Below are 25,831 nucleotides of genomic sequence, written 5' to 3'. Positions count from 1 at the left end.
GCGCGAGTGTTTAACCTGAAGCATGGCTGTTCCACTTTCTTCCAGACCCATCCGCTTCATCAGGCGGGGCGAAGTTGTTTCCGTCAGCAATGTACCACCCAGCCGCACCCTGCTGGACTTGCTGCGCGAGGACCTGGCCTGCACCGGCACCAAGGAAGGCTGCGGCGAAGGCGACTGCGGCGCCTGCACCGTGGTGCTGGGCGAGGCGGCCGGCGGGAAAGTCCAGTACCGCGCCATCAACAGCTGCATTCGGCTGGCGCATTCTATTGACGGCATGGCCTTGTGGACAGTTGAGGACCTGGCGCAAGACGGCGCCTTGCATCCGGCCCAACAAGCCATGATCGACCAGCATGGCTCTCAATGCGGCTTCTGCACCCCGGGCTTTGTCATGAGCCTGTTCGGCATGTACCAGAACCATATCTGCAAGGGCGAGCCCATCAGCCGCGAGCTCGCCCAGGAAGAACTCTCGGGCAATCTCTGCCGCTGCACCGGCTACCGGCCCATCCTGGATGCCGCCCAGGCCATGGCCACGCTGCCGCCCGTGAAGGTTGATGAAACCGCGCTGCTGCGCAAGCTCCAGTCCCTGCGCTCGGAGCCCGGCGTGGCCGAAACAGCCTACCTGGCCCCGCGCACCCTGGCCGTCCTGCTGCAGGCCCGCGCCGACCGGCCCGGCGCCCAGCTGGTCGCCGGCTGCACCGACGTCGGCCTCTGGGTCACCAAGATGCATAGGGAATTCGGCCAGGTGATCGATGTCACCAAGGTGGAAGAGCTGCGGCGTGTTGAACACTACCCGCATCACATCGCCCTGGGCGCGGCCGTGACGCTGGCCGACGCCTATGCGGCGCTGGTGAAGGACCGCCCGCAGCTGCACAACTTCGCGGCCCGCTTTGCCGGCCTGCCGGTGCGCAACTCGGGCACCCTGGGCGGCAATGTCGCCAACGGTTCACCCATCGGCGACTCCATGCCCTTGCTCATCGCCTTGAACGCGAACGTCGTGCTGATGAGCGTGCGCGGCCACCGCGAGATGCCGCTGGAGAAGCTCTACACCGGCTACCGCAAGCATGTGATGGCCCCGGATGAGGTGCTGGCCTGGATCAAGGTGCCCAGGCCGCAGCCCGGGGAAGCGATGAAGGTCTACAAAATCTCCAAACGCTACGACGACGACATCTCCGCCGTCTGTCTGGCGATCAATTTGCAAATTGAAAACGGCCAGGTCATCGCCGCCTCAATTGGCGCGGGCGGCGTCGCCGCCACGCCCGTGCGCGCGGTGCAGACCGAGGCCGCGCTCCAAGGCCAGCCCTGGAGCCAGGCCACCGTGCGCCAGGCCATGGCCGCCTTGCGCGCCGAGTTCTCGCCCATCTCCGACATGCGGGCCTCGGCCGCCTACCGCAGCGAGGTGCTGGGCAATTTGCTGCAGCGCTACTGGCTCGAAAGCCAGGGCCTGCAGCAGATCAACCTGGCCTCCTTCCGGCTGGAGGAGGCCGCATGAATGCCAAGGACATGTCCGTAAGCCGCGACGTGGTAGCCGACCCCGCGGTGCGCGCGGCCAATGCGCGTGCCGACAGCATGCCGCCCGCCGACCCACCCCAAAAGCAGTCGCTGGCTCGCCAGCCCGCCGGCGCGCGCGCGGCCGGCCGCTCCACGCCGCATGAAAGCGCGCGCGCGCAGGTGGCCGGCGCCGCCACCTATGTCGACGACATTCCCGAGCTGCGCGGCACGCTGCATGCCGCACCCATCTTGTCGACGGTGGCGCACGGCAAGCTGCTGGGTGTGGACACCACCATCGCCCTGGCTATGCCCGGTGTGCGCGACGTGATCCTCGCGCGCGACATTCCCGGCGACCCCGTACTGGGCAATTTTTCGCACGACGAACCGGTGTTCGCGCAAGATACCGTGCAGCACATAGGCCAGGTCATAGGCGTGGTGGTGGCCGACACCGTGATGCAGGCGCGCCGCGCCGCGCGCAAGGTGGTGTGCCATATAGAACCCTTGCCGGCACTGCTCAAAGTGCAGGATGCGCTCAAGGCCCAAAGTTATGTGCTGCCGCCGGTATTCGTGAAACGCGGCGATGCGGCCGCCGCCCTCAAAAAAGCCGCGCACAGGCTAAAGGGCACACTCGAAGTTGGCGGCCAGGAACACTTCTACCTCGAGGGCCAGGTCGCCTACGTCGTGCCGCAGGAGCAGCAGCAATGGCTGGTGTATTCCAGCACCCAGCACCCCGGCGAGATCCAGCACTGGGTCTCGCATGCGCTGGGCATTGCCAACCATGCGGTGCGCGTGGAGTGCCGGCGCATGGGCGGCGGCTTTGGCGGCAAGGAAACCCAGTCGGGCCAGATGGCCGTCTGGGCCGCGATTGCCGCCCACAAGCTAAACGGCCCCGTCAAGCTGCGGCTGGACCGCGACGACGACTTTATGGTCACCGGCAAGCGCCATCCCTTTGCCTATGACTACGACGTCGGTTTTGACGACAGCGGCCGGCTCACCGGCCTCAAGCTCATGATGGCCGTGAACTGCGGCTTCAGCGCCGATCTTTCAGGCCCGGTGGCCGACCGCGCGGTCTTCCATGCCGACAACGCCTATTTCCTCGAAGACGTGGAGATCGCCTCCTACCGCTGCAAAACCAACACCCAGAGCAACACCGCCTTCCGCGGCTTCGGCGGCCCGCAGGGCATGATCGTCATCGAAACCATCATGGGCGACATCGCGCGCACCCTGGGCCTGGACCCGCTGGACGTGCGCAGGCGCAACCTCTACGGCATCGGCGAGCGTGATGTGACGCACTACCAGATGAAGGTCGAGGACAACATCCTTGAACCGCTGCTGGCCAAGCTGGAACAGACCTCGCACTACCGCCAGCGCCGCCAGGCCATCGCTGCCTGGAATGCCAAAAGCGAAGTCATCCAGCGCGGCATCGCCCTCACCCCCGTCAAATTCGGCATCTCCTTCACCGCCACGCTCTTCAATCAGGCCGGCGCGCTGGTGCATGTCTATACCGACGGCAGCGTGCAGGTGAATCACGGTGGCACCGAAATGGGCCAGGGCCTGAACACCAAGGTCGCGCAAATCGTGGCCGACGAACTCGGCGTGCCCCTGGCCCAGGTGCTGGCCACGGCCAGCGACACCAGCAAGGTCCCCAACGCCTCGGCCACCGCCGCCTCGGCCGGCACCGACCTCAATGCGCGCGCCGCGCAATACGCGGCCCGCAATGTGCGCGACAACCTCGCGCAATTCGTCGCCGGCCTGGACCGCTGCGGCGCGGGCGCCGTGCAGTTTGAAGGCGGCGAGGTCATCACGCCGGCAGGCGCGCGGCCCTTCACCGAAGTCGTGAAACTGGCTTATGCCAACCGCATACAGCTGTGGAGCGACGGCTTTTACCGCACGCCCAAAATCCACTACGACAAGGCCACGCTGACCGGCCGGCCTTTCTATTACTTCGCTTACGGCGCGGCCTGCACCGAGGTCGCCATCGACACGCTGACCGGCGAAAGCCGGGTTCTCAAGGTCGACATCCTGCACGACGTGGGCACCAGCATCAACCCGGCCATAGACATAGGCCAGATCGAAGGCGGTTTTATCCAGGGCATGGGCTGGCTCACGACCGAACAACTGGTGTGGAACGACAAAGGCCTGCTCACCACCCACGCACCCAGCACCTACAAAATCCCCGCGACCGGCGACGTGCCCGAACACTTCAAGATAGCCTTGTGGCCCGAAGCCAACCGCGAAGACAACGTCTTTGGCAGCAAGGCCGTGGGTGAACCGCCGCTGATGCTGGCGATCAGTGTGTATGAGGCGATGCGGGATGCGGTGGGGGCCGTGAAGCCAAGGGATCAGCTTGTGGTGATGGATGCGCCGGCTACGGCGGAAAATGTACTGAAGGCCATCGGCTATGGCAACTCGACAAAATTATCGACGTAAGCTCATGCTCCTGGACAGATCAAAATCAAGTCGTGCAAGAGGGTAACGCATGTGGCAATCCGCTCTATTGTTATGCGTTCTGGGGTTCACCATGTCAGGCGCAGAGGCGCAAGGCTCTCCCTCCCTCTGCTGGGTTCGTAGCACCTCGCTGTCCGACACAGGCGAAGCAGTCGTGAAATTCGATCCGGCTGCGCGTGGGTTTATGGGCATCACGTCCCCCGGCGTCCAACAACCGGATACGACCTTCTACCTGGTACCCGAAAGCGGCAACAAGAACGGGAGCAACTCTACCGTGCGTATCCCAAAAGACAAGGAAGCCTGGCTGCGCCAGGGCCACGAAGGCTGTGAGTTTCGATGGGCCCAGGAAGGCGCAAGCTCAGGCATACGCATCAGTGCGACCAGTTCCTACGTCCCTCAAGGAGCCGCGCCAACGACTGCGCACGCATTTGTTCCTTTCTCAAAAAAATGACCGTGCCTGGGTTCATCGGCGCGCCGTTGCCAGCGCTTCGCCCAGGCCTGGCTAAGCACAGCGGTAGCCTGCGGCGCCACAGCTGCAGCAGCGTTTTACCGCCTGATCCGAGAGAGAAAATCAAGCCTCCCGATACATCCCCGAATCGCCGCGAACACCCAGCTTTTTCCTGAATGCCTGGATGTCAAAGCCCTCGCTCGCGAGCCGCTTTTGCATCACGGCCTGGGCGGCGGCTACCGCATCGGCGCTGGCCCACTCCACCACGGTCACCACATCGAACTCGCTGCTGTCGCCGGTCTGGGTCAGCACGTGTTTTTGCAGGCAGCCGGGCTGCTCCCCCAGCATGCGCTGGACCTGGTGGATGCGCTCGACAAAAGCGGAGATGGACTGCGAGGGCACGACAAACTTGTCGACGCGGAACACGGAGGCAGAAGAGGAAGCGGGGCTGGATGAATCGCCGGACATGGAAACAACTCCTTTGAAAAAACGGGCCGGGTTGGCCCGCAAAAACAGGAGTCTGAAACCTCAAGTAAAGTTGAGGTCAAGCACTTTTTCCAAGGAAAGCCATGGGCACGGAACTGGAACAGGCCGGCATCTTCCCCACGCTCTCGGTCGGCGACATGGCGCGCCGCAGCGGCGTGGCGGTGTCAACCCTGCATTTTTATGAAACCAAGGGGCTGATCAGCAGCACCCGCACCGAAGGCAACCAGCGCCGTTATGCGCGCGAGATGCTGCGGCGTGTGGCTTTTGTGCGTGTGGCGCAGCGGGTGGGCATTGCGCTGGCCGACATCGAGGCGGCCCTGTCCAGCCTGCCCGCGAAGGCCGCACCCAGCCGCGCGGACTGGGAACGCCTGTCGGCCGCCTGGCGCGCCGACCTCGATGAACGCATGGCGCAGCTCAAGAAGCTGCGCGACACGCTGGACGACTGCATAGGCTGCGGCTGCCTCTCGATTGACAAATGCCGGCTGCGCAACCCGTATGACAAGCTGGGCGAACAGGGTGCGGGGCCGCAGCGCTTGTGGGTGAAGCTAAAGGCCTAAAGAACTAAAGGCCGCAGACTGAGCCGCCCCGCGCCGGCTCAGCTTTCGGAGAACAGCGCCACGATGGTCTGCCGCATCCACCGGTTGCCGGGATCCGACTCAAACCGTTTGCTCCAGTGCAGCGACACCGTGAAGTCGCGCAGGGGGAACGGCGGCTCGATGATCTCGTAGTTGTCCGTTGCCGCGAATATCCTGGCGATGTTGCGCGGCATGACCACCGCGAGGTCGGTGGCCTTGACGATGGAGGGCAGCACCATGAAGTGTTCCGTCGTCAGGCGCAGCCGGTCTTCGAGCTGCAGCATCTGCAGGATGCGCAGCGTGTCGGAGTGGGTGCGCACCGCCACAAACTCCAGCTGGCGCAGGGCGTCCAGCAGCGCCTGGCCGCCGCGCCGCGTGCCGGCAAAGGGGTGGCCCGCGCGCAGCAGCACCACATAACGGTCCTTGAGCAGCTGCACGCGCTGGGTGTCCTTGACCGTGGGCAGGAAGCCAAAGGCAAAGTCGATGCGTCCGCTGTCCAGCGAGGCGGCAATCTCGCCGCGGGCCACGGGTGAGGTCTCTATGCGCACGCCGGGTGCCTGCCGGCGCAGCGCCACCATCAGGTCCGGCAGGAAGCGGCCCTCGCCGATATCACTCATGTGGATACGGAACACCTTGCGTGACTGCAAGGGCTCAAACTGCGCCGATTCATTGAGCGCCTGCTCCAGCGTGGCCAGCGCGCTGCGCACCGCGTCGGCCAGCCGGTCGGCCTTGGGCGTGGGCTGCACGCCGCCGCCGGCGCGCACGAACAGCGGGTCCTTGATCAGCAGCCGCAGGCGCGTCAGGCCCTGGCTGGCGGCGGGCTGCGTCAGGTCCAGCAGCTCGGCCGCGCGGCTGACGTTACGGGTACGGTAGACCGCGTCGAACAGCCTCAGCAGGTTCAGGTCTATGTCTTTGATATGCATTAAATGAATACTAGATAGTTTTCTTATTTTATTGATGAATGATTTCCCGGGGCCCAAACTCCAGGCTTCCCACGACAACAAGGCATAAGGAGACACGCGTGGAAGTTTCATTCAGCAAGGAGATCGAGTCGCTGCGCATGGGCGCGGGCGAGACCTTCCGCGGCGAGGGCATTCTCGCGATCACCAAGGCGCTGCTGCAGTCCGGCGTGGCCTATGTGGGCGGCTACCAGGGCGCGCCTGTGTCGCACCTGCTGGACGTCATGGTGCAGGCCAAACCTTATATGGACGAGCTGGGCGTGCATGTGGAGGCCTGCTCCAACGAGGCCTCGGCGGCGGCCATGCTGGGCGCCTCCATCCACTACCCGCTGCGCGGCGCGGTGACCTGGAAGTCCATCGTCGGCACCAACGTCGCCGCCGACGCGCTGTCCAACCTTTCCTCGCCCGGCGTGCTGGGCGGCGCGCTCATCGTGGTTGGTGAAGACTACGGCGAAGGCGCCAGCGTGATCCAGGAGCGCAGCCATGCCTATGCGCTGAAGTCCTCGATGTGCCTGCTGGACCCGCGCCCGGACCTGGAAAAAATGGTGGAGATGGTGGAGCACGGCTTTCGCCTGTCGGAAGCCTCGAACATGCCGGCCATCCTGGAGCTGCGCATACGCGCCTGCCACGTGCGCGGCAGCTTTGCCTGCAAGGACAACCGCCCGCCCGCGATATCGACCCGGCAGCTGATGGCGGAACCCGCCGCCTTCGACTACGCAAAGCTGGCCCACCCGCCTGTCACCTTCCGGCATGAAAAACTCAAAACCCAGGAGCGCATCCCGGCCGCCCGCCGCTACATCGTGGAGCAGCGGCTCAACGAACTGATGGACGGCCCCCGCAAAAACCTCGGCCTCATCGTGCAGGGCGGCATCTACAACACGCTGGTCCGGTCGCTGCAGCAGTTCGGCCTGTGCGATGCCTTCGGCCAAACCGGTATTCCCATCCTGGTGCTCAACGTCACCTACCCGCTGGTGCCCGAGCAGGTGGCGGAATTCGCGCTGGGCAAAGATGCGGTGCTGGTGGTCGAGGAAGGCCAGCCCGAGTACATCGAGCAGGAGATTGCCACCTTTTTGCGCCGGCGCGACATCAGCACGCGTTTGCACGGCAAGGACATGCTGCCCTCGGGCGGTGAATATTCGGTGGAGGTTGTGGCCGCCGGCCTGGCGGCGTTTGTCGCGCGCTACGCCCCCGACGTGGACACCGCAGCGGCCGCCGGCTGGCTGCAAGGCAATGCCGGTCGCCGCGAGGCCGTGGGCCGGCAGATCGAGGCGCAGCTGAACCAGCCCCTGCCGGCGCGCCCGCCCGGCTTTTGCATAGGCTGCCCGGAGCGGCCGGTGTTTTCCGCGCTCAAGCTCGCGCAGCAGGACGTGGGGCCGGTGCACATCGCGGCTGACATCGGCTGCCATGCTTTCGGCACTTTTGCGCCCTTTTCTTTCGGCCACTCCATCCTGGGCTACGGCATGAGCCTGGCCAGCCGCGCCGGCGTGTCGCCGATGATGGCGCGGCGCACGCTGTCCATCATGGGGGACGGCGGCTTCTGGCACAACGGCCTGCTGACCGGCGTGCAGTCGGCGCTGTTCAACGGCGACGACGCGGTGCTGCTGATCTTCAAGAACGGCTACACCTCGGCCACCGGCACGCAGGACATCATCTCCACGCCGGACATGGACGCCAAGTTCAACGCGGCCGACAAGCTGCAAAGCCTGACCGGCACCAACACCACCATCGAAAAAACCCTGCAGGGCCTGGGCGTCCAATGGCTGCGCACGGTGCACACCTACCACGTCGAGGAAATGCGCCAGACGCTCAACGAGGCCTTCACCACCGACTTCAACGGCCTGAAAGTCATCATCGCCGAGGGCGAATGCCAGCTCGAGCGCCAGCGCCGCATCAAGCCCTGGCTGGCCGGCCTGCTGAAGAAGGGCAAGCGTGTGGTGCGCGTGAAGTACGGCGTGGACGAAGACGTCTGCAACGGCGACCACGCCTGCATCCGGCTCTCGGGCTGCCCGACACTGACACTGAAAGACAACCCCGACCCGCTCAAGGTGGACCCGGTGGCCACGGTGATCGACGGCTGCGTCGGCTGCGGCCTGTGCGGCGCCAATGCGCATGCCGCCACCCTGTGCCCCTCGTTCTACCGGGCTGAAGTCATCCAGAACCCCAAGTGGCACGAACGCCTGCTGGACGGTGTGCGCGCCGTGCTGGTGCGCGCAATGCAGACAGCATGACCATGAATCACCAAAAACCCATCACCTTGCTGATCTGCGCCCTGGGCGGCGAAGGCGGCGGCGTGCTGACCGAATGGCTGGTCGACATCGCGCAGGCCAGCGGCTACGCGGCGCAAAGCACCTCCATCCCCGGCGTGGCGCAGCGCACCGGCGCCACCACCTATTACCTGGAGGTGTTTCCGGTGCCGCTGGCCGAGCTGCAAGGCAGGCGCCCGGTGTTCAGCCTGAACCCCGTGCCGGGCGCGCTCGACGGGCTGGTGTCATCCGAGTTGCTGGAAACCGCGCGCCAGGTCGGCAACGGCATGAGCTCGCCGCAGCGCACCCTGGTCATCACTTCCAGCAGCCGCACGCTGACCACGGCCGAACGTGTGGTGCCCGGCGACGGCCGCACCGCGGACGCGCCGCTGCTGCAGGCCATTGCGGCGCAAAGCCGGGCCAGCCAGGTGCTGGACATGGGCCGGATCGCCAAGGACTGCGGCACGGTGGTCAGCGCCGTGATGCTGGGCGCGATTGCCGGCAGCGGCCTGCTGCCCTTTGCGCGCGAGGCCTATGAAACCGTGATCCGCCACGGCGGCAAAGGCGCCGAGGCCAGCCTGCGCGGCTTTGATCGCGCGTTCACGCAAATCAATACCCAACAGGCGCAGACCGCGCTGGTCTCCAGTCTGCTGCCGGGACGGCAGCCCGAACAGCCGCTGCAGGCATTCCCCGGCAATGGGCTGGAAGCCGACCTGGCCCGCCTCTTTCCGCAGCCGGTGCATGAGATGCTGGCCCTGGGCCATGCACGCATGCTGGAGTACCAGGACCGCGGCTACGCCGACCTCTATGTGCGGCGCCTGCAACAAGTGCTGGCGGCCGAACAGCTGGCCGACCCCGCCGCCGCGAATAGCTACGCCACCACGCGCGAGATGGCGCGCTGGCTGGCGCTGTGGATGGCGTTTGACGACATCGTGCGCGTGGCCGACCTGAAAAGCAGCGCCGGCCGCTGGCGGCGCGTCAGCGGCGAGGCCGGGGCGGGCGCGGCCGACCTGCTGCGGGTCTACGACCACTTCAAGCCCGGCGCGGCGGAGTTCGCCGCCTTGCTGCCCCGGGGCCTGGCGGCGCGCGTGACCCGCTGGGACCGCTCGCGCGTGGCCAGGGGCAAAGCGCCTTGGGCCATGCCCCTGAAGGTGGGCACGCATTCCGTCCTCGGCATGCTGTCGCTGCGCCTGCTGGCCGGCCTGAAATGGCTGCGCGTGCGCGGCAGCCGTTTTGCCGAAGAGCAGGCATTGATAGAGCAATGGCTGGCGGGTGTCGTGGAAGGCACCCGCCAACACTGGCAGCTGGGCCACGAGATCGCGCTGTGCGGCCGCCTGATCAAGGGCTACGGCAGCACCAACGAGCGCGGCAAGGACAACCTCATGCATGTGCTGGAACACCTGGCCGCCGGTGCGCCCTTTGCCTCGCACGACTTGCGTGCCGCCGCCATTGCCCAGGCGCGCGCCGCGGCCCTGGAGGACGAAGCCGGCAAGGCGCTGGACCAGGCGTTGGCGCAGCATGGCGCGCCGGCCCGCCCCGTCAAGGCGCAACCGATCCGGTGGGTGGACAACCCGCACCGCAAATCTCGCGCCGCCAAGGCGATTTGAAGCACCCCCGTTCAAACTAAAAAAGGAGACACCCCATGAAACTTCCCTTCCCACCCGGCCTGCGCGCATTACCCATGCTGGCGCTGGCCGCCGGCAGCATATGGTTTCCCGCCGTCCAGGCGCAAACCGCCTCAGCGCCGGCCGCGCATGCGTGGCCGGCCAAACCGGTCCGCCTCATCGTCAACTTCCCGCCGGGCGGCGCTGCCGACCAGCTGGCGCGCGCCATCGGCGTGCCGCTGGCCGATGTCCTGGGCCAGCCGGTGGTCATCGAAAACCGCGCGGGCGCCAACGGCAATATAGGCGGCGAGGTGGTCGCCAAAGCCCCGGCCGACGGCTACACGCTGCTGATGAGTTCGGGCGGCATGGTCTCCGTCAATCCGCACCTTTACCCCAAGATGGCGTTCGACCCGGCCAAGGACCTCACGCCCGTGGCAGCCGCGGCGCGCGTGCTGGTGTTTCTGGAGGTCAAGCCGGCGCTTCCGGCCAACAACATCAAGGAGTTCCTGGCCTACCTCAAGGCAAACCCCGGCAAGCTGTCTTTCGGCTCGCCGGGCAACGGCAGCTCGCCCCATCTCGCGGCCGAAATGATGAAGGCCCAGGCCAACCTCTACGCCGTGCACGTGCCCTACCGCGGCGCGGCCCCGGCCATGCAGGACCTGCTGGGCGGGCAGCTCGATTTCATGTTCGATCCGGGCATAGGCCTGCAGCATGTGAAAGCCGGCAAGCTCAAGCTGCTGGCCGTGGGCAGCGCCAAACGTTCGCCTCTCTTCCCCGACGTGCCCACGCTCGAGGAGGCCGGCCTCAAGGGTTTTGATGCCGACACCTGGTTCGGCTTCTACGCACCGGCCGGCACGCCGGCCGAGGTGGTCAACCGGCTGAACCGCGAGATCAACAAAATCCTCGGCACCCAGGCGGTTCGCGACCGCATCTCGGCGATTGGCGGTGTGCCGGCGCCCATGTCGCCGGCGGATTTCGGCAGCCGGGCCGCCATCGACGGCACGCGCTTCGGCGCTTTGATCCGGGCACGCAATATAAAAGGCGACTAGATTCACACATGAGCAAACAGATCACCCACACCGTGCGCGTGGAGTTTGGCGACTGCGATCCCGCCGGCATTGTGTGGTTTCCCAACTTCTTTCGCTGGATAGACGCCGCCTCGCGCCACTTTTTTGTGCAATGCGGCGTGCCCTCGTGGCAGGAAACCGAAAAAACGCTGGGCGTGATAGGCACGCCGCTGGTGGACACGCGTTCGCGTTTTGTCTGCGCCGCCACCTACGGCGACACGCTGGCCGTCCACACCAGCATTGCCGAATGGAGGAACAAAAGTTTTGTGCAGCGTTACCGCGTGATGCGCGCTGAACAGCTGGTCATGGAATGCGAGGAGGTGCGGATTTTCGCCGCGCGGCGCGAGGATGGCGCCGCCGGCATACGGGCTGTGCCGATACCGCCGGAAATCAGGAGCCTCTGCGGCTGACAACGGATGCCCGCACCGGTCCGCATTGCGCTCTAAAGCATCTGCAAAACCACATCCCGGAACATCATCAGCACGGCAAAGCCCATCACCACCACGCCGCCCCAGCCGAACCAGGTGGTCTTCAAGCCCGAGGTGAACTTGCCCATCACCGATTTGCGGCCGGCCAGCAGCATCAGGCCGGCCATGATGGGCACGGCCACCACGCCGTTGATCACGGCGCTCCAGTACAACGCTTTCATCGGGTCTATGCTGGTGAAGTCCATGCCGGTGCCGACCACCGTGGCGATGACGATGATGGCGTAAAAGCGCTTGGCCTCGTACCAGTGGCGCTCCAGGCCTTCGGGCCAGCCGAAGGCTTCGGCCACCGCGTAGGCGGCCGACGAGGCCAGCACCGGCACAGCCAGCAGGCCGGTGGCGATGATGCCGCCGGCAAACAGCGCGAAGGCAAAGTCGCCGGCCAGCGGCCGCAAGGCCTGCGCCGCCTGCGCGGCCGAGGTCACGTCATGGATGCCCGCCGCATACAGCACCGCCCCACCCAGCACCATGATGAAGAAGGCGATGGCGTTGGAGAAAAACATGCCGATGTAGGTGTCGCGCTTGACGCGGCGCAGGTCGCGGCGCACTTCCTTTTCCGATCCAGGGCCGCCGCCCTTCAGCCGCAGCTCTTCGACTTCCTGCGAGGCCTGCCAGAAAAACAGGTAGGGCGAGATCGTGGTGCCCAGCAGCGCGACGATCATCATCCAGTAGCCCGAGGTCCATTGCAGCTTGGGAATCACCAGGTCGTGCAGCACCTGGGCCCACTGCACCTGCACCAGGAACACGGCGATCACATAGGCGAACAGGAACAGCGTCAGCCACTTGAGGATGGGCGCGAGCTTGCGGTAGGGCACAAAAACCTGCAGCAGCACCGTGATGACGCCGAAAGCCACCGCATGGAAGTGGTCGCCGCCGCCCACGGCCAGTTGCAGCGCCTCGCCCATGGCGGCGATGTCGGCCGCGATGTTGATGGTGTTGGCGACCACCAGCAAAAACACCATGGCCATCAGAAAGGCCCGCGGCGTGTGCTCCCTCAGGTTGGCCGCCACGCCCTTGCCGGTGACCCGCCCTATGCGAGCGCTCACCAACTGGATGGCGATCATGAAGGGCAGCGATAAAAACACCGTCCAGAGCAGCCCGGTGCCGAACTGCGCCCCCGCCTGCGTGTAAGTGGCGATGCCGGATGGGTCGTCGTCGGCGGCGCCGGTGACAACGCCGGGCCCGACATGGCGCAGGAAGGAGGGGATGCGGTTCAACATGCGGGCGAGGCTAACACGGCTTCATGAGGCGAAACTTAATTCGTACAAAAAACTCAGGCGCGCGCCCATGCCCGCCGCATCGAACGCAAAAAAGCTACAAAATTCATAGCAGACGGCGCATTCCCGGCTTTGCAGGCTGGCCTGCGAGGAGCCAAAGGCGTAGGATGGGCGCTCCGCACGCGGCCACTGCCGGCCTCGGCCCAAGGGCCCAAAAAAGGCTGTCGCCAGGCGCAAGCTTCCCTTCAACACACATAGCGGAGGAATGATTCATGACAGTTTCCCCCCGGAACAGCGGGCAGGCCGCACAGACAGAAGGGGCCGCATGATGGACAGCGCCGTCTTCAGCCTGCTGGGCGCCTTCCTGCTCTCCATCATCGGCCTGTTCGTATTCATCTGGTCGCTGCGCAAGGGGCTGCTGGTGGAGAACCCGACCGCCGCCTCGGTGATCTTCGCGCACGGCGAAGTCGGCCAGGTGGACGACCCGGCCCTGCAGGGCGCCGCCCAGGCGTCCATGCAGCAGGCGGCGAAGGAAGGCGGCCTCCAGGCGCACGCTGCGGACGCCGCCGAGCTGCTCGACCGCATCAGCTCCGACCGCTCCACCGCCTTCCCGGTGTTCATGTTCATCACCTTTGCCTGCATGTGGCTGGTGGTGGGCTCGGCGGCGGGTTTGATCTCGTCCATCAAGCTGCACGAACCCGACTGGCTCACCGACTATGCCTGGCTGACCTTCGGCCGCATACGCACGGTGCACCTGACCGGCGTGCTCTACGGCTGGATCACCAATGCCGCGCTGGGGATGATCGTGTGGCTGCTGCCGCGCCTGCTGCGCACCCGGCTGTACGGCGCCATCTGGGTCATGCTGGGCGGCGCGCTCATCAACATGGGCATCGCCGGCGGCATAGGCGCCATCGCCACCGGCTGGAACGACGGCATGGAATACCTGGAAATTCCGTGGCAGATCGCGATCTTCATGTTCGCCGGCTTTGCCCTGGTGATACTGCCGGTGCTGTACACGCTGGTCAACCGCAAGGTTTCACACCTCTACGTCAGCGTCTGGTATATGACGGCGGCGCTGCTGTGGATCGCGCTGCTCTTCCTGGTCGGCAAGATGCCCGGTGTGCACACCGGGGTGCAGCAGGCCACCACCAACTGGTGGTACGGCCACAACGTGCTGGGCCTGTGGTTCACGCCGGTCAGCGTGGGCGCCATCTATTACTTCCTGCCCAAGGTCATAGGCCGGCCGATACGCTCCTACAACCTCTCGCTGCTCGGCTTCTGGACGCTGGCGTTTTTCTACGGGCAGGTGGGCGGCCACCACCTCATAGGCGGGCCGGTGCCGGGCTGGCTGATCACGCTGTCCATCGTGCAAAGCGTCATGATGGTGATTCCGGTGATCGCCTTCAGCATCAACATGGGCGCCACGCTGCGGGGGCGCATGCACCTGGCGCGCTATTCGCCCACGCTGCGCTTCATGATGTTCGGCGGGCTGATGTACCTGGCGTCCTCGCTGCAGGGCTCGCTGGAGGCGCTGCGCAGCGTCAACCAGATTACCCACTTCACCCATTTCACGGTGGCCCACGCCCACCTGGGCGCCTATGCCTTCGTCACCATGGTGCTGTTCGGCGCCATCTATTTCATGATGCCCCGGGTGCTGAACTGGGAGTGGCCTTATCCCAAACTGATCACCCTGCATTTCTGGCTGGCGGCCGTGGGGGCGATGATTTATTTCATCGGGCTCACCATAGGCGGCTGGCTCCAGGGTGTGGCCATGCTGGACGCCGCGCGGCCCTTCATGGCTTCGGTGGAGGTCACCCTGCCCTACCTCCAGTGGCGGTCCGTGGGAGGCAGCCTGATGGTGCTCAGCCACCTGGTGTTCGTCGGCCATTTCCTGGCCATGGCGCTGCGCTTCGGGCCGGGCCGCGCGGGCGCCGCCCTGTTCTGGCCCAACGAGCCGCAAAGCACGGAACTGGGGGCTGCACATGGAAAATGAAGTCAAGCTGGCCTCCGGCGCCATGGTGGCGCTGGGCATTGCCACGGCGGCCCTGGTCGTCATGCCCTATATGCAGGTGCGCGACATCAAGCCGCCGCAGCAGCTCAAGGGCTACACCAGCGCGCAGCTGCGCGGGCGCGAGGTCTATATCGCCAACGGCTGCGTGTACTGCCACAGCCAGCAGCCACGCGACCGCAATTTCGGCCCCGATGCGGAGCGCGGCTGGGGCCGGGCCTCGGTGCCCGGCGATTATTTCTACGACAAGCCGCACCTGCTGGGCAGCATGCGCACCGGTCCCGACCTGTTCAACATCGGGGTGCGCCAGCCCAGCAAGGACTGGCACCTGGGCCACCTGTACCAGCCGCGCGCCTATGTGCCCGGCTCCATCATGCCGTCCTACCCCTACCTCTTCGTCGTCAAGGACGCCAAAGACGCGGAAAGCGAAGGCGAGACGCCGCTGGCCCTGCCGCCCGCCTATGGGCCCAACGTGGGCCAGGTGGTGGTGCCCACGCCCCAGGCGCTGGACCTGGTCAAGTACCTGCAGGGCCTGAACCACACCTACCCGGTGCTGCCGCCCGCCCCCAAGCCCTGACCCCACAAGGTAACGCCATGCAGAACGACAAGACTTCCGAGAGCCGGGCACAGGAGCGCGAACAGGCCGAACCCTCCGAAAAAAGCCAGCCCATTCCACTGCTCTTCCTGGTCGGGGCGGCGGCATTGGTGCTGTGGGGTGCGGGCTACATCGCGCTGTCCGGCTCATTCGGCCGCGCCGACCTCGGCGACAAACGCACCCTGGCCGACCTGTCCGGCCCGGCCGCCCCCGCCGCGGGCGCATCCGCCAACGGCAAACAGCTGTTCACCGCCAACTGCGCGGCCTGCCACCAGGCCAGCGGCAAAGGGCTGCCGGGGGTGTTCCCGCCGCTGGACGGCTCCGAATGGGTGGCCGGCGATGAGCGCACCGTGGCCAACATCCTGCTGCATGGCGTCACGGGCGAGATCAGCGTCATGGGCAACAGCTTCAAGGGCGCCATGCCGGCCTTCCCGCAACTCAGTGACGCCGAGCTGGCCGCGGTGGCCAGCTATATCCGCTCCGAATGGTCCAACAAGGCGGGCGCCATCAAGCCTGAACTGTTCGAAGCCGAACGCAAGGCCGGCACGCGCACCACGCCCTTTAACGGCGGCGCCGAACTCAAGTCGCTGGCGGGCAAAGCCTCCTGAGCTTTCCCATGTTTCGCACCGCCTTGCTGAGCGCCATGCTGGCCCTGGCGGCTTATGCCGCCGCCGCGTGGCTGACGCACGATTTCCAGGTCTGGACCGCCGAGGGCGCGCGCCGGCTAGAGGTCGCCTTGCAACCGGTACCCAGCCCGGCGGTCGAAGTCGACGGGCCCGGCATAGGCCCGCAGGCGCTGTCGCAATATCTGGCGGACGGGCAGTCCGTCACCCTGGTGGATTTTGTCTACACACGATGCCAGACCGTCTGCCTCGCGATGGGCAGCAGTTTCCAGCAACTGCAGCGCGCGCTGCGGGAGGGCGGCGGCAAGGTCAAGCTGCTGTCGATCAGCTTCGACGGCAGCCACGACACACCCGGCGTGCTGCAGGCCTATGCGGCGCGCTTGAGCGCCGACCCCGCGCTATGGCGTTTTGCGCGCATGCCGGACCCACGGGCCACCCAGCGCCTGCTGGCGGATTTCCAGGTCGTGGTGGTGCCCGACGGGCGCGGCGATTTTGAGCACAACGCGGCACTGCTGGTCGTCGACCAGAAAGGCCGGCTGGTTCGCATCTTTGACTATGCCGAGCAGCAGTTCGCGCTGGACTATGCGCGGCACCTCGCGGGCGCCGCCGCGCCGTTGCCATGAAGTCCGTGAAGGTGCCGGCCGCCCCTTCACGCGGCACCCAGGCAATGATGGCCGCCGCCCTGCTGTGCCTGCTGGCCTGGCCCGGTACGCGGCACGGCCTGGAAGCCAGCATGACGCTTCACATGCTGGTGCAATACCCTTTGCTGGCGCTGGCCGGCTACCTGCTCTGTGCGGCGTTGCCGCGCCGCTGGACGGCGCGCCTGGACTTGTGGAATGCCCACGGCATCAGCGGCCTGTTCGCCGCCGCGCTGGTACTTGCGATCTTGATGATTCCCCGCGTGCTGGACCTGGCGCTGGTCGACAGCCGAATCGAAACCCTCAAATACCTGGCCCTGCTGGCCTGCGGCGCCGCGATCCGCCTGTCATGGCGGCCGGCGGGCCTGCTGGTGCAGGGATTCTTCCTGGGCAATGTGCTGCCCATGATGGCGGTGGTGGGCAATCTGTATGAGACTTCGCCGCTGCGCGTCTGCAACGCCTACCTGCTGGACGACCAGGCGCGGCTGGGGCAGATGCTGGTGTGGATGGCGGCGGCGATTGCCGCGGCATGGTTTGCCTGGCTGGTGCGCGCCTTGATGCAGAGAGACGCCGCGGCCCTGCCCGGCGATGCCGCCGCGGCGACCGACCCCACAGCGCACTGAGTCTTGCGCGAGCGCGGCTACTCGCTCATCACCACCAGTATCCGCGCGTCGGCACGGCCCAGCGAGGTATAGATGTGGCCGACGCCGCTGTTGAAATAGGCCGACTCATGGCGCCCGACTTCGACGATTTCACCGGTTTCAAACTCGATGCGTACCCGGCCGGAAAGCACCGTGACAAACTCCTGCCCGGGATGGCGGATGAAGTCGGGGAACTGTTCCCGCTGCCGCGCCATGACGCGGCCCAGCACGGGCGTCATGCGTTTTCCCGGAAAGCCGTTGGCCAGCGCGCGGTAGTCGTAGTGGCCCGAGCTATAGGTCGCCTCCCCGCCTGCTTCAGACCACACCACGACGGGTGCCGCAGCCCCCGCCGGCGCTGCACCACGCGCGTCTATCAGCTGCCCCACATCGAGCGCCAGCGCCCGGGCCACGGCGGCCAGCTTTTCATAGCTGACCGAGATCTGGCCCAGCTCCATCTTGGACAGGGTGGACAGCGCCACGCCGGAATGGCCGGACAGCTCCTTGAGTGTCAGCCGCCGGGCCTTGCGATGGCCGCGCAGGCTCAGGCCGAGTTGCACGCGGTCGGCCTCGGGGGCGGCAGCGGGGGCGCGGGCGGATCGTGCTGGGCGGGCGGACATGGTGTTTTCCCTTTGTTTGGGGCAAATCGGGTAAATCGGCTGGACAGGCACGATTCTCGCATGTGAGAATTCTCAAATGCGAGAATTTGACATACTGATCGTCGGTGCCGGCATTGCGGGCGCTTCCCTGGCCTGGCGCCTGGCCGGCCAGCGCAGCGTCGCGCTGCTCGAGCGCGAGTCCCAGCCGGGCTACCACTCCACGGGCCGCTCGGCCGCCATGTTCATGGAAACCTACGGGCCGCCCATGGTGCGGGCGCTCACACGCGCCAGCCGGGCCTTCTACGAGCGGCCGCCCGAGGGCTTTGCCCCGGACCTGATGCAGCCGCGCGGCGTGCTCTACCTGGCCACGCACGGCCAGGAACAGGAGCTGGCGAACACCCGCAAGGAATTGCTGACGAACTGCCCCGGCCTGCAGACGCTGGACGCCCGCACCACGCTGGCCCATGTGCCCTGTTTGCGGCCCGATCTGGTGCACGGCGCGCTCTACGACGCCGGCGCGCAGGACATGGATGTGCACGCCCTGCACCAGGGTTTTCTGCGCGGCTTTCGCCAGAAGGCGGGGGCAGACGGCGAACTGCGCACCAGCGCCGGCGTGACGCGAGCCGTGCATGACGGCCGCTGCTGGACCGTGGAGCTCAGCGACGGCCAAACCCTGCGCGCCCGCACCGTGGTGAATGCCGCGGGTGCATGGGCTGATGAGCTGGCCGCCGTGTTCGGCGTACGGCCCATAGGCCTGGTGCCGCACCGGCGCAGTGCCTTCACCTTCAAGGGCCCCGAGGGCGTGGACGCTTCGCACTGGCCGGCCGTGGTCGGTGTCGATGAAAGTTATTACTTCAAGCCCGACGCGGGCCAGTTGCTGGGCTCGCCCGCCAATGCGGACCCCACGGTGCCGCACGACGTGGTGCCCGAGGAGCTGGACATCGCCATGGGCATACACCAGATTGAAAGCGTCACCACCCTGACCATACGCCGGCCCGCGAGCACCTGGGCCGGCCTGCGCTCCTTTGTGCCCGATGGCGAGATGGTGATAGGCCATGACGACGCCAGCCCCGGCTTTTTCTGGCTCGCGGCGCAAGGCGGCTACGGCATCCAGAGCGCGGCGGGCGCGAGCGCGCTGGCCGATGCGCTGCTGCGTGAGGCCGCGCTGCCCGAAGAACTGTTGCGGCAGGGCCTGGAGGCCCGCGCACTGTCGCCCGCCCGCCTGCGATGACCTTGACACCACCCCCGTCCCACTCTCGACCGAAACTTCAAAAGAGGCCTACCATGGATCACATGTCATTCAATGCACTGCGCCGCGCGCTGATCGCCAGCGGCATCGTCTTCTGCGGGCTGGCAGCCGTGGGCGGGCCCGCCCAGGCCGCGGACTTTCCGGAGCGGCCCGTGACACTGGTCGCGCCCTTCCCGGCCGGCGGCGCAGCCGACGTGCTGGCACGCATCCTGGGCAAGGCCCTGGGCGACCAGTTGGGCCAGCCCGTGGTGGTCGAAAACAAGCCGGGCGCCGGCACCGCCATAGGCGCGGCCGCGGTGGCAAGCGCCAAGCCCGACGGCTACACGCTGCTGGTGAGTTCCAACTCCACCTTCACGCTGAACCCTGCCCTGCAGCCCAAGCTGTCCTACGACCCGGCCAAGGGCTTTGAGGCCATCGGCCTGGTGGGCTCGGTGGCGCTGGCGATGCTGGTGAACCCTTCGGTCACCGCCACCGACGTGCACCAGTTTGTGGCCGCCGCCAAGGCCAACCCGGACAAATACCTGTACGGCAGCTTCGGCAACGGCACCAGTTCCAATTTCGCCGGTGCGATGTTCAACACGGCCACGGGCCTGAAGATGACGCATGTGCCTTACAAGGGCTCCGGCCCGCTGATGACCGACCTGATGGGCGGGCAGATCCCGGTGTCTTTTGACACCGTGGTCGCGGCCTCGCAGCAGCTCAAGTCCGGCAAGATCCGTGTGCTGGCCGTGGCCATGAACAAGCGCTCGGCCCTGCTGCCGAATGTGCCGACCATGGCCGAAGCCGGCTACCCCGCAGTCGACATGAACGCCTGGCTGGCCGTGGTGGTGCCCAAGGGCGTGCCGGCACCCGTCAAGGCGCGCCTCGAAAAAGCCCTGTCCACGGTCATGGCCAACCCTGAGATCATCGACAAGCTCAAGGGGGCCGGTTTTGAACCCGGCTACACCGCGGTTCCCGACTGGTCCGGCATGGTCACCGCCGAGATCGCGCGCATGAAGACGCTGGCCGAACGTTCGCAAATCAAAACCGACTGAACAAACACACCATGCCCTCCACGCTGCCAGACCTCTCCGCCATAGAACTCCGCCGCCTGATCGCCAGCCGCCAGGTGTCGCCGGTGGAGTTGATGGACGCCTGCATCAGCCGCATCGAAAACCTCAACCCGGCCATCAACGCGGTCTGCGCGACCGACTTCACGCGCGCGCGCGAAGCCGCGCGCGAGGCCGAGGCGCAGGTGATGCGCGGCGGCCCGTTGGGGCCTTTGCACGGGCTGCCGCTGGGCGTGAAGGACCTGCAGGACACCGCGGGCCTGCTGACCACCTACGGCAACGTGGGGCTGCGCGGCAATGTGCCGGCCAAGGACAATGCCCTCGTGGCCAAGCTGCGCGCGGCGGGCGCCATCGTCACGGCCAAGACCAATGTGCCCGACATGGGCGCGGGCGCCAACACCCGCAACCCGGTCTGGGGCGCGACCGGCAACCCCTTTAACCCCGCGCTCAATGCGGGCGGCTCCTCGGGCGGCTCGGCGGCGGCGCTGGCGGCCGGCATGCTGCCTATCTGCACCGGCTCGGACACCGGCGGCTCGCTGCGCATACCGGCCTCGCTCTGCGGTGTGGTCGGCCTGCGGCCCTCGCCGGGGCTGGTGGCCAATGACGCACGCCCGCTGGGCTGGTCGGTCATTTCGGTGTTGGGGCCCATGGGCCGCAATGTGGCAGACACGGCGCTGCTGATGTCCGCCAGCGTGGGGGCCGATGCGCGCGACCCGCTGTCCTACCCGGTGGATGCCTCCGCCTTCTGGCCGCTCAAACCAGTGGACCTGTCCACACTGCGCATAGGCACCACGGAAGATTTCGGCATGTGCATCGTGGACCCGGAGATACGCCGCGTGTTCCGCCAGCGCGTGGAAGCCGTACGGCCGCTGGTGGCCAGCTGCGAACCGGTGGACCTGCAGCTGGGCGACGCCGACCGCGCCTTCGACACGCTGCGCGCCGAGAGTTTTGTCGCGGCCTTTGCCGACACCTACCGCAAGGCCCCGGAAACGCTGGGGCCGAATGTGCGCGACAACATGGAGATCGCCGCAGCCATCACGCTGGCCGACCGCGCCTGGGCGCACCTGGAGCAGACGCGCATCTCGCGCCGCTTTGCCAAAGCCTTCGAGCAGTACGACCTGATCCTGGCGCCGGTCACGCCGGTCACGCCCTTCCCCTGGACCGAACTGTTCGCCGGCCATATTGACGGCCAGGCCATGCGCAACTACTACCACTGGCTGGGCCTGACCTATGTGGTGACGCTGGCCACCAACCCGGCGCTGGCCCTGCCCTGCGGCAAGGACGAACACGGCATGCCCTTCGGCCTGCAGGTCATAGGGCGGCTGCATGGCGACGCGCAGTTGCTGGCCGCAAGCCAGGCGCTGGAACAGGTGTTTGCGGGCAGCGACAACCTGCGCAGGCCTGTGCCCGACCTCCAGGCCTTGCAGGCGGCCCGGCCTGAGCTCAAGTCCATCGTGACGCATCCGCCTGAAACGGCGGGCGTCCAGGGTGGAGGCGGCCTGACGGCGGTCTGATGCCGCTTACACGGCGCGGTTCAGGTCCACGTCCAGGCCCGCGCGCTTCATCTCACGCGCCAGCAACAGCTGCCACAAGCCCCCCTCGTCGACCGTCATGCTGGTCGCGCCCTTGAGGACATCCGGCAGAGTGTCGTCTCCGGACAGCAGGCAGGCAATGCGGCTGCGGCCTAGCGCGGCCAGCATGAAGCCTATGGCCAGCATGGCCGCGGGCGAATCAGGTTTGTTGCCCGGCAGGAGCAGCACAAACCCTAAATTGCGCAGCCCCTCAAGCTGGTCGATGGAAACGGCGTCGAGTACCGCCGCCTCCAGGCCCAGCCGCTCCACGAACTCGCACGCATCGCCCACGGCATCACCGCCCAGGCCCAGGATGGCCACACGGGTGCCGGGCGCCGTGGCGCAAGAGGGAGAAGGGAATTCGGTCTTGGACATGGGAATCCTCTCTGGAGTGGAAGATGAAAGCGCGGGGGCTGGTGCTGGGGGACGCTCAGGCTCAGGGGGTGCTGCTGCGGGCTCAGGCGGTGCCGGTGGCGGAGGCGGTGCCGATACCGGGGCCGCCTCCACAACCGGGGCCGCCTCCGGCGCGGCGCTGGCCGAACCCTCAAGGCGCTCGGTCAGCAGTTTTTTGGCTTCAGTCACGCGAACCGTGGCGAGGTCGACGCCTTCCTTGACTTTTTGCTGGCGTTCGTCGTCCGAGAAGCGGTCACCAAAGGTTTTATCCAGCAGGAAATCCTGAATCGCAACGGCGAACTGCCGGTACTCGGGCGTGCCCGCGCCAAAGCTGTCGGCCAAGGTGGTGTTGATTTTCTTTTGCAGGGACTCCACGCTCGAGTCCCAGTCCGTTTGCGTCACCGATACCTTGAAGGCCCGCAGTATCTTGAGCTGCCGGTTGATCTTTTCGATCGCGCTCTCGATCGCCGCTTTGTCGCGGGCGTCAAGGGATGACGGTGTATTTTTGCCGTTGGACATGCAGACTCCTCATGCGAACCAGCCCACACTGTAACGTCCCTGCTTACATGCGTTTGGTTACAACACCAGCAGTGCCCGGAAGTCGTTGACGTTAGTGTGCGTAGGGCCGGTGATCACCAGCCCGCCCAGCGGCTCGAAATAGCCATAGGCGTCGTTGCGGTCCAAGTACTGGTCTATCTTCATCCCTTTGGCCAGCGCGCGCTGCAAGGTGTCGGGCGCCACAAAGGCGCCGGCATTGTCTTCCACACCGTCTATGCCGTCGGTATCGGCCGCCAGCGCATACACACCGGGCTGGCCCTGCAAAGCCAGCGCCAGGCCCAGGCAGAACTCGCCGGCGCGCCCGCCCCGGCCGCGCGGCGTGCCTTCGGGCTGCTTGCGGACGGTGACCGTGGTCTCGCCGCCGCTCAAAATCACGCAGGGCCTGCTGAAGGGCTGGCCCTTGTGCGCCACGGCGCGCGCCAGCGCCGCATGCACCTTGCCGACCTCGCGCGATTCGCCTTCCATCTCGTCGCTCAGGATGTAGGCCTGCAAGCCGGCCGCGCGCGCCGCGGCGGCGGCGGCTTCCAGCGACTGCTGGGGCGTGGCGATCATGTGCACCTCATGGCCGGTGAAGACGGCGTCGCCGGGCTTGGGGGTTTCCAGCGCGCCCTGCTCGAGCAGGCTCATGATGGCGCCCGGCACTTCAATGCCGTAGCGCTGCAAAATCGCCACCGCCTCGGCGCAGCTGGTCGCGTCGGGCACCGTGGGGCCGCTGGCGATGATGGACGGGTCGTCGCCCGGCACGTCGCTGATGGTGAGGGTCACGACGCGCGCCGGCGCGCAGGCCGCGGCCAGGCGCCCGCCCTTGATGCCCGAGAGGTGCTTGCGCACGCAGTTCATCTCGGAAATATTCGCGCCGCTGTTGAGCAGCGCCTTGTTGATGCGCTGCTTGTCTTCCAGCGTCAGGCCCTCGGCCGGCAGGGTCAGCAGGGCCGAGCCGCCGCCCGAGATCAGGCACAGCACCAGGTCGTTTTCGGTCAGGCCCTGCACCATGGCCAGGATGCGCTGGGCGGCCGCCAGGCCGGCGGCGTCAGGCACCGGGTGCGCGGCCTCGACGATCTCTATGCGCTGCTTCAGGCCTTCGGGCCGCGGCGGGATGTGGTGGTAGCGCGTGACGACCAGGCCTTCGAGCGGCGCGTCGGCCGGCCACAAGGCCTCGACCGCCTGCGCCATGGAGCCGCCGGCCTTGCCCGCGCCTATCACGATGGTGCGGCCGCCGCTGGCTTGGGTGGGCGGCTGGGGCAGGTAGCGCGCGGTGTTCTCCAGCGGCAGCGCGCGCGTGACGGCGGCGCGGTACAGGTGCTCGAGGAACTCGCGCGGCTGGCGGGTGGCGTCGGGAATCGTGTGGGGTGTCTTGGCTGCGGTCATTGAAATGTCTCCACCCTCGATTGTGCCGTGGTAACCGGGCAGTAACCCGGCAAACCCACGGGGTTTGGGGGATAGGGCCAAAACACGCGCTGCCTAGAATGACCCTTCCTCTTCCAAAGCAGAAAGCAGACACGCATGAACGCCTATCTGGCCCTGGGCATTGCCATCGTTGCCGAAGTCATCGCCACCACGGCGCTCAAGTCCAGCGAGAGCTTCACCCGGCTGGTGCCTTCGCTGATCAGCATCGCGGGCTACGGCGTGGCGCTGTACCTGCTCACGGTCACCATGAAGTCCATCCCCACCGGCGTGACCTATGCGATCTGGTCCGGCCTGGGCATTGTGCTGATCAGCGTCGCCGGCTTTTTTGTCCACCAGCAGAAGATAGACCTCTGGGGCATGGTGGGCATGGCGCTGATCATCGCGGGGGTGGTGGTGCTCAACCTGTTCTCGAAATCAACCACGGCGTGACGAGGGCCGGCACCACGGCCGGGCGCTCTACTCAATCGCGACTTTGGCGTCTTTCACCAGCTTCGCGAACCGTTCGGTGTCTTCCGCGATCTGCCGCGCCATCTGTTCGGGCGTATTGCCCACGGGCTCGGCGCCTATGTCGTCCATCTTCTTGCGAAACTCCGGCGAGTTGACGATCCTGGCCAGTTCGGTGCTCAGGCGCGCCACGATGTCCCTGGGCGTGGCCGCCGGCGCCAGCACGCCGAACCAGGTGCCGAGGTTAAAACCCTTCAGGCCGGCTTCGTCCAGCGTGGGCACATCGGGCAAGGCCGCAGACCGTTTGTTTGTCGTCACGGCCAGCGCGCGCAGCTTGCCCGCCTTGATGTGCGGCAGCACCGGCGTGATGGTGTCAAAGGACATGGTGATCTGCCCGCCCAGCAAATCGGTGGTGAGCGGCCCGCTGCCCTTGTAAGGCACGTGCAGCATCTGCACGCCGCCCATGCTTTCAAACTGCGCTCCTATGAGGTGCTGGCCCGTGCCGTTGCCGTTGGAGCCGTAGGTCAGCTTGCCGGGCTCCGCCTTGGCCAGCGCCAGCAGATCTTTCACATTCTTCGCCGGGACGGCCGGGTTCACCACCAGCACATTGGGCACCAGCGCCACAGTGCTGACGGGCGCGAAATCCTTCTGGAAGTCATAAGGCAGTTTTTTGTACACGCTGGTGGCGATGGTGTGGTGCACCGCGCCCATCAGCAAGGTGTAGCCGTCGGGTTTGGACTTGGCCACAAAATCCGCGCCCAGCGTCGCGCCGGCGCCGGGCCGGCTTTCCACCACCACCGGCTGGCCCAGGCTTTTCGACAGCTCCTGGCCCACGGCGCGTGCCAGCACGTCCGTGGTGCCGCCCGCCGGGAAAGGCACGATGAGGCTGATGGGCCGCGCGGGCCAGGCCTGCGCAAAAGCCGGGGCGCCCGTCAAGCTCGTTGCCGCCAAGGCACCCAGGGCCAGCGCGTGGGCCAGCCTTAAAAAATGCCCGCCGCGTCCTTGTTCTTGTGATCGCATGTCTTGTCTCCTTGTGTCT

The 25,831-nt window shown here is 66.5% G+C and carries 24 protein-coding genes; 17 read left to right on the top strand and 7 right to left on the bottom strand.

Features of this window, described 5'->3' with window-relative positions:
• Positions 1 to 22 precede the first annotated feature (22 nt).
• The 3 genes from xdhA (at position 23) to ACEN9P_RS17020 (ending at position 4,387) form a co-directional block, all read left to right on the top strand.
• Positions 23 to 1,489 carry a xanthine dehydrogenase small subunit gene (gene xdhA, locus ACEN9P_RS17030; protein WP_495619904.1) on the top strand — a complete coding sequence of 489 codons (1,467 nt, stop codon included), beginning with the start codon at positions 23 to 25 and terminating at the stop codon, positions 1,487 to 1,489.
• A gap of 77 nt (positions 1,490 to 1,566) precedes the next feature.
• The gene (xdhB, locus tag ACEN9P_RS17025) at positions 1,567 to 3,918 is read left to right on the top strand and encodes a xanthine dehydrogenase molybdopterin binding subunit (protein ID WP_495622192.1); all 2,352 of its coding nucleotides are present in this window, start codon (positions 1,567 to 1,569) and stop codon (positions 3,916 to 3,918) included.
• A 172-nt stretch (positions 3,919 to 4,090) separates the two neighbouring features.
• Positions 4,091 to 4,387 (top strand): hypothetical protein, encoded by a 297-nt coding sequence (locus ACEN9P_RS17020; RefSeq protein WP_495619903.1) that lies wholly within the window; start codon positions 4,091 to 4,093, stop codon positions 4,385 to 4,387.
• Positions 4,388 to 4,507: 120 nt separating this feature from the next.
• Here ACEN9P_RS17020 and ACEN9P_RS17015 read toward each other — a convergent pair whose 3' ends face one another.
• Positions 4,508 to 4,852 (bottom strand): antibiotic biosynthesis monooxygenase, encoded by a 345-nt coding sequence (locus ACEN9P_RS17015; RefSeq protein ID WP_495619902.1) that lies wholly within the window; start codon positions 4,850 to 4,852, stop codon positions 4,508 to 4,510.
• 101 nt (positions 4,853 to 4,953) lie between these two features.
• Between ACEN9P_RS17015 and soxR the strand changes: the two genes are divergently transcribed.
• Positions 4,954 to 5,427, top strand: coding sequence for a redox-sensitive transcriptional activator SoxR (gene soxR, locus ACEN9P_RS17010; protein ID WP_477663543.1), 474 nt, complete (start codon positions 4,954 to 4,956; stop codon positions 5,425 to 5,427).
• Positions 5,428 to 5,465: 38 nt separating this feature from the next.
• On the opposite strand, the gene ACEN9P_RS17005 is transcribed toward soxR, so the two are convergent.
• Positions 5,466 to 6,368 (bottom strand): LysR family transcriptional regulator, encoded by a 903-nt coding sequence (locus ACEN9P_RS17005; RefSeq protein ID WP_477663544.1) that lies wholly within the window; start codon positions 6,366 to 6,368, stop codon positions 5,466 to 5,468.
• A 98-nt stretch (positions 6,369 to 6,466) separates the two neighbouring features.
• Between ACEN9P_RS17005 and ACEN9P_RS17000 the strand changes: the two genes are divergently transcribed.
• From ACEN9P_RS17000 to ACEN9P_RS16985, 4 genes are read left to right on the top strand one after another with little or no spacing between them, the layout of a single operon-like run.
• Positions 6,467 to 8,632: a thiamine pyrophosphate-dependent enzyme gene (locus tag ACEN9P_RS17000; RefSeq protein ID WP_495619901.1), complete on the top strand. Its 2,166-nt coding sequence runs from the start codon at positions 6,467 to 6,469 to the stop codon at positions 8,630 to 8,632.
• 2 nt (positions 8,633 to 8,634) lie between these two features.
• Positions 8,635 to 10,254: an indolepyruvate oxidoreductase subunit beta family protein gene (locus tag ACEN9P_RS16995; RefSeq protein ID WP_495619900.1), complete on the top strand. Its 1,620-nt coding sequence runs from the start codon at positions 8,635 to 8,637 to the stop codon at positions 10,252 to 10,254.
• A 35-nt stretch (positions 10,255 to 10,289) separates the two neighbouring features.
• Positions 10,290 to 11,300: a Bug family tripartite tricarboxylate transporter substrate binding protein gene (locus ACEN9P_RS16990; protein ID WP_477700942.1), complete on the top strand. Its 1,011-nt coding sequence runs from the start codon at positions 10,290 to 10,292 to the stop codon at positions 11,298 to 11,300.
• An 8-nt stretch (positions 11,301 to 11,308) separates the two neighbouring features.
• Positions 11,309 to 11,728, top strand: coding sequence for an acyl-CoA thioesterase (locus tag ACEN9P_RS16985; protein WP_477663548.1), 420 nt, complete (start codon positions 11,309 to 11,311; stop codon positions 11,726 to 11,728).
• Positions 11,729 to 11,760: 32 nt separating this feature from the next.
• On the opposite strand, the gene ACEN9P_RS16980 is transcribed toward ACEN9P_RS16985, so the two are convergent.
• Entirely contained in the window at positions 11,761 to 13,023 is a 1,263-nt protein-coding gene (locus ACEN9P_RS16980) for an NRAMP family divalent metal transporter (RefSeq protein WP_495619899.1), read from the bottom strand.
• Positions 13,024 to 13,348: 325 nt separating this feature from the next.
• Between ACEN9P_RS16980 and ACEN9P_RS16975 the strand changes: the two genes are divergently transcribed.
• Genes ACEN9P_RS16975 through ACEN9P_RS16955 form a run of 5 tightly spaced genes read left to right on the top strand, consistent with a single transcriptional unit; the run spans position 13,349 to position 17,507 of the window.
• Entirely contained in the window at positions 13,349 to 15,013 is a 1,665-nt protein-coding gene (locus tag ACEN9P_RS16975) for a cbb3-type cytochrome c oxidase subunit I (protein ID WP_495622191.1), read from the top strand.
• Positions 15,003 to 15,605, top strand: a complete 603-nt coding sequence (locus ACEN9P_RS16970; protein WP_495619898.1) for a cbb3-type cytochrome c oxidase subunit II — start codon at positions 15,003 to 15,005, stop codon at positions 15,603 to 15,605. Before ACEN9P_RS16975 ends, ACEN9P_RS16970 begins: the two co-directional genes overlap by 11 nt.
• A gap of 17 nt (positions 15,606 to 15,622) precedes the next feature.
• Positions 15,623 to 16,231, top strand: a complete 609-nt coding sequence (locus ACEN9P_RS16965; RefSeq protein WP_495619897.1) for a c-type cytochrome — start codon at positions 15,623 to 15,625, stop codon at positions 16,229 to 16,231.
• Between the two features lie 8 nt (positions 16,232 to 16,239).
• Complete coding sequence (locus ACEN9P_RS16960; protein WP_495619896.1) at positions 16,240 to 16,869, top strand: SCO family protein; 630 nt, start codon at positions 16,240 to 16,242, stop codon at positions 16,867 to 16,869.
• Positions 16,866 to 17,507: a hypothetical protein gene (locus ACEN9P_RS16955; RefSeq protein ID WP_495619895.1), complete on the top strand. Its 642-nt coding sequence runs from the start codon at positions 16,866 to 16,868 to the stop codon at positions 17,505 to 17,507. The genes ACEN9P_RS16960 and ACEN9P_RS16955 overlap by 4 nt, the downstream gene beginning before the upstream one ends.
• Before the next feature lie 17 nt (positions 17,508 to 17,524).
• On the opposite strand, the gene ACEN9P_RS16950 is transcribed toward ACEN9P_RS16955, so the two are convergent.
• A complete protein-coding gene (locus tag ACEN9P_RS16950) occupies positions 17,525 to 18,142 on the bottom strand; it encodes a helix-turn-helix domain-containing protein (protein ID WP_495619894.1) in 618 nt (205 codons plus the stop codon).
• A gap of 76 nt (positions 18,143 to 18,218) precedes the next feature.
• On the opposite strand from ACEN9P_RS16950, the gene ACEN9P_RS16945 reads away from it, so the two are divergent.
• Genes ACEN9P_RS16945 through ACEN9P_RS16935 form a run of 3 tightly spaced genes read left to right on the top strand, consistent with a single transcriptional unit; the run spans position 18,219 to position 21,933 of the window.
• Entirely contained in the window at positions 18,219 to 19,352 is a 1,134-nt protein-coding gene (locus ACEN9P_RS16945; protein ID WP_495619893.1) for an NAD(P)/FAD-dependent oxidoreductase, read from the top strand.
• Positions 19,353 to 19,405: 53 nt separating this feature from the next.
• A complete protein-coding gene (locus tag ACEN9P_RS16940; protein WP_477663556.1) occupies positions 19,406 to 20,404 on the top strand; it encodes a Bug family tripartite tricarboxylate transporter substrate binding protein in 999 nt (332 codons plus the stop codon).
• Between the two features lie 11 nt (positions 20,405 to 20,415).
• On the top strand, positions 20,416 to 21,933 hold the full coding sequence (locus tag ACEN9P_RS16935) for an amidase (protein ID WP_495619892.1): 1,518 nt from the start codon (positions 20,416 to 20,418) through the stop codon (positions 21,931 to 21,933).
• Between the two features lie 6 nt (positions 21,934 to 21,939).
• Here the strand turns inward: ACEN9P_RS16935 and ACEN9P_RS16930 are convergent, their stop codons facing one another.
• Both ACEN9P_RS16930 and ACEN9P_RS16925 read right to left on the bottom strand, forming a co-directional pair.
• Positions 21,940 to 22,902: a hypothetical protein gene (locus ACEN9P_RS16930; RefSeq protein WP_495619891.1), complete on the bottom strand. Its 963-nt coding sequence runs from the start codon at positions 22,900 to 22,902 to the stop codon at positions 21,940 to 21,942.
• A gap of 57 nt (positions 22,903 to 22,959) precedes the next feature.
• Entirely contained in the window at positions 22,960 to 24,309 is a 1,350-nt protein-coding gene (locus ACEN9P_RS16925) for a glycerate kinase type-2 family protein (RefSeq protein ID WP_495619890.1), read from the bottom strand.
• Positions 24,310 to 24,444: 135 nt separating this feature from the next.
• Here ACEN9P_RS16925 and ACEN9P_RS16920 point away from each other — a divergent pair, with 135 nt between their 5' ends.
• The gene (locus tag ACEN9P_RS16920; protein ID WP_495619889.1) at positions 24,445 to 24,777 is read left to right on the top strand and encodes a DMT family transporter; all 333 of its coding nucleotides are present in this window, start codon (positions 24,445 to 24,447) and stop codon (positions 24,775 to 24,777) included.
• A gap of 27 nt (positions 24,778 to 24,804) precedes the next feature.
• Here ACEN9P_RS16920 and ACEN9P_RS16915 read toward each other — a convergent pair whose 3' ends face one another.
• Positions 24,805 to 25,812, bottom strand: a complete 1,008-nt coding sequence (locus ACEN9P_RS16915; RefSeq protein ID WP_477663561.1) for a Bug family tripartite tricarboxylate transporter substrate binding protein — start codon at positions 25,810 to 25,812, stop codon at positions 24,805 to 24,807.
• Between the last annotated feature and the right edge of the window lie 19 nt (positions 25,813 to 25,831).

It is taken from the genome of Polaromonas sp. Polasp52 (genome assembly GCF_059491565.1).
The sequence above is the reverse complement of the archived record's forward strand: the minus strand, read 5'-3'. Positions and strand labels throughout refer to the sequence as shown.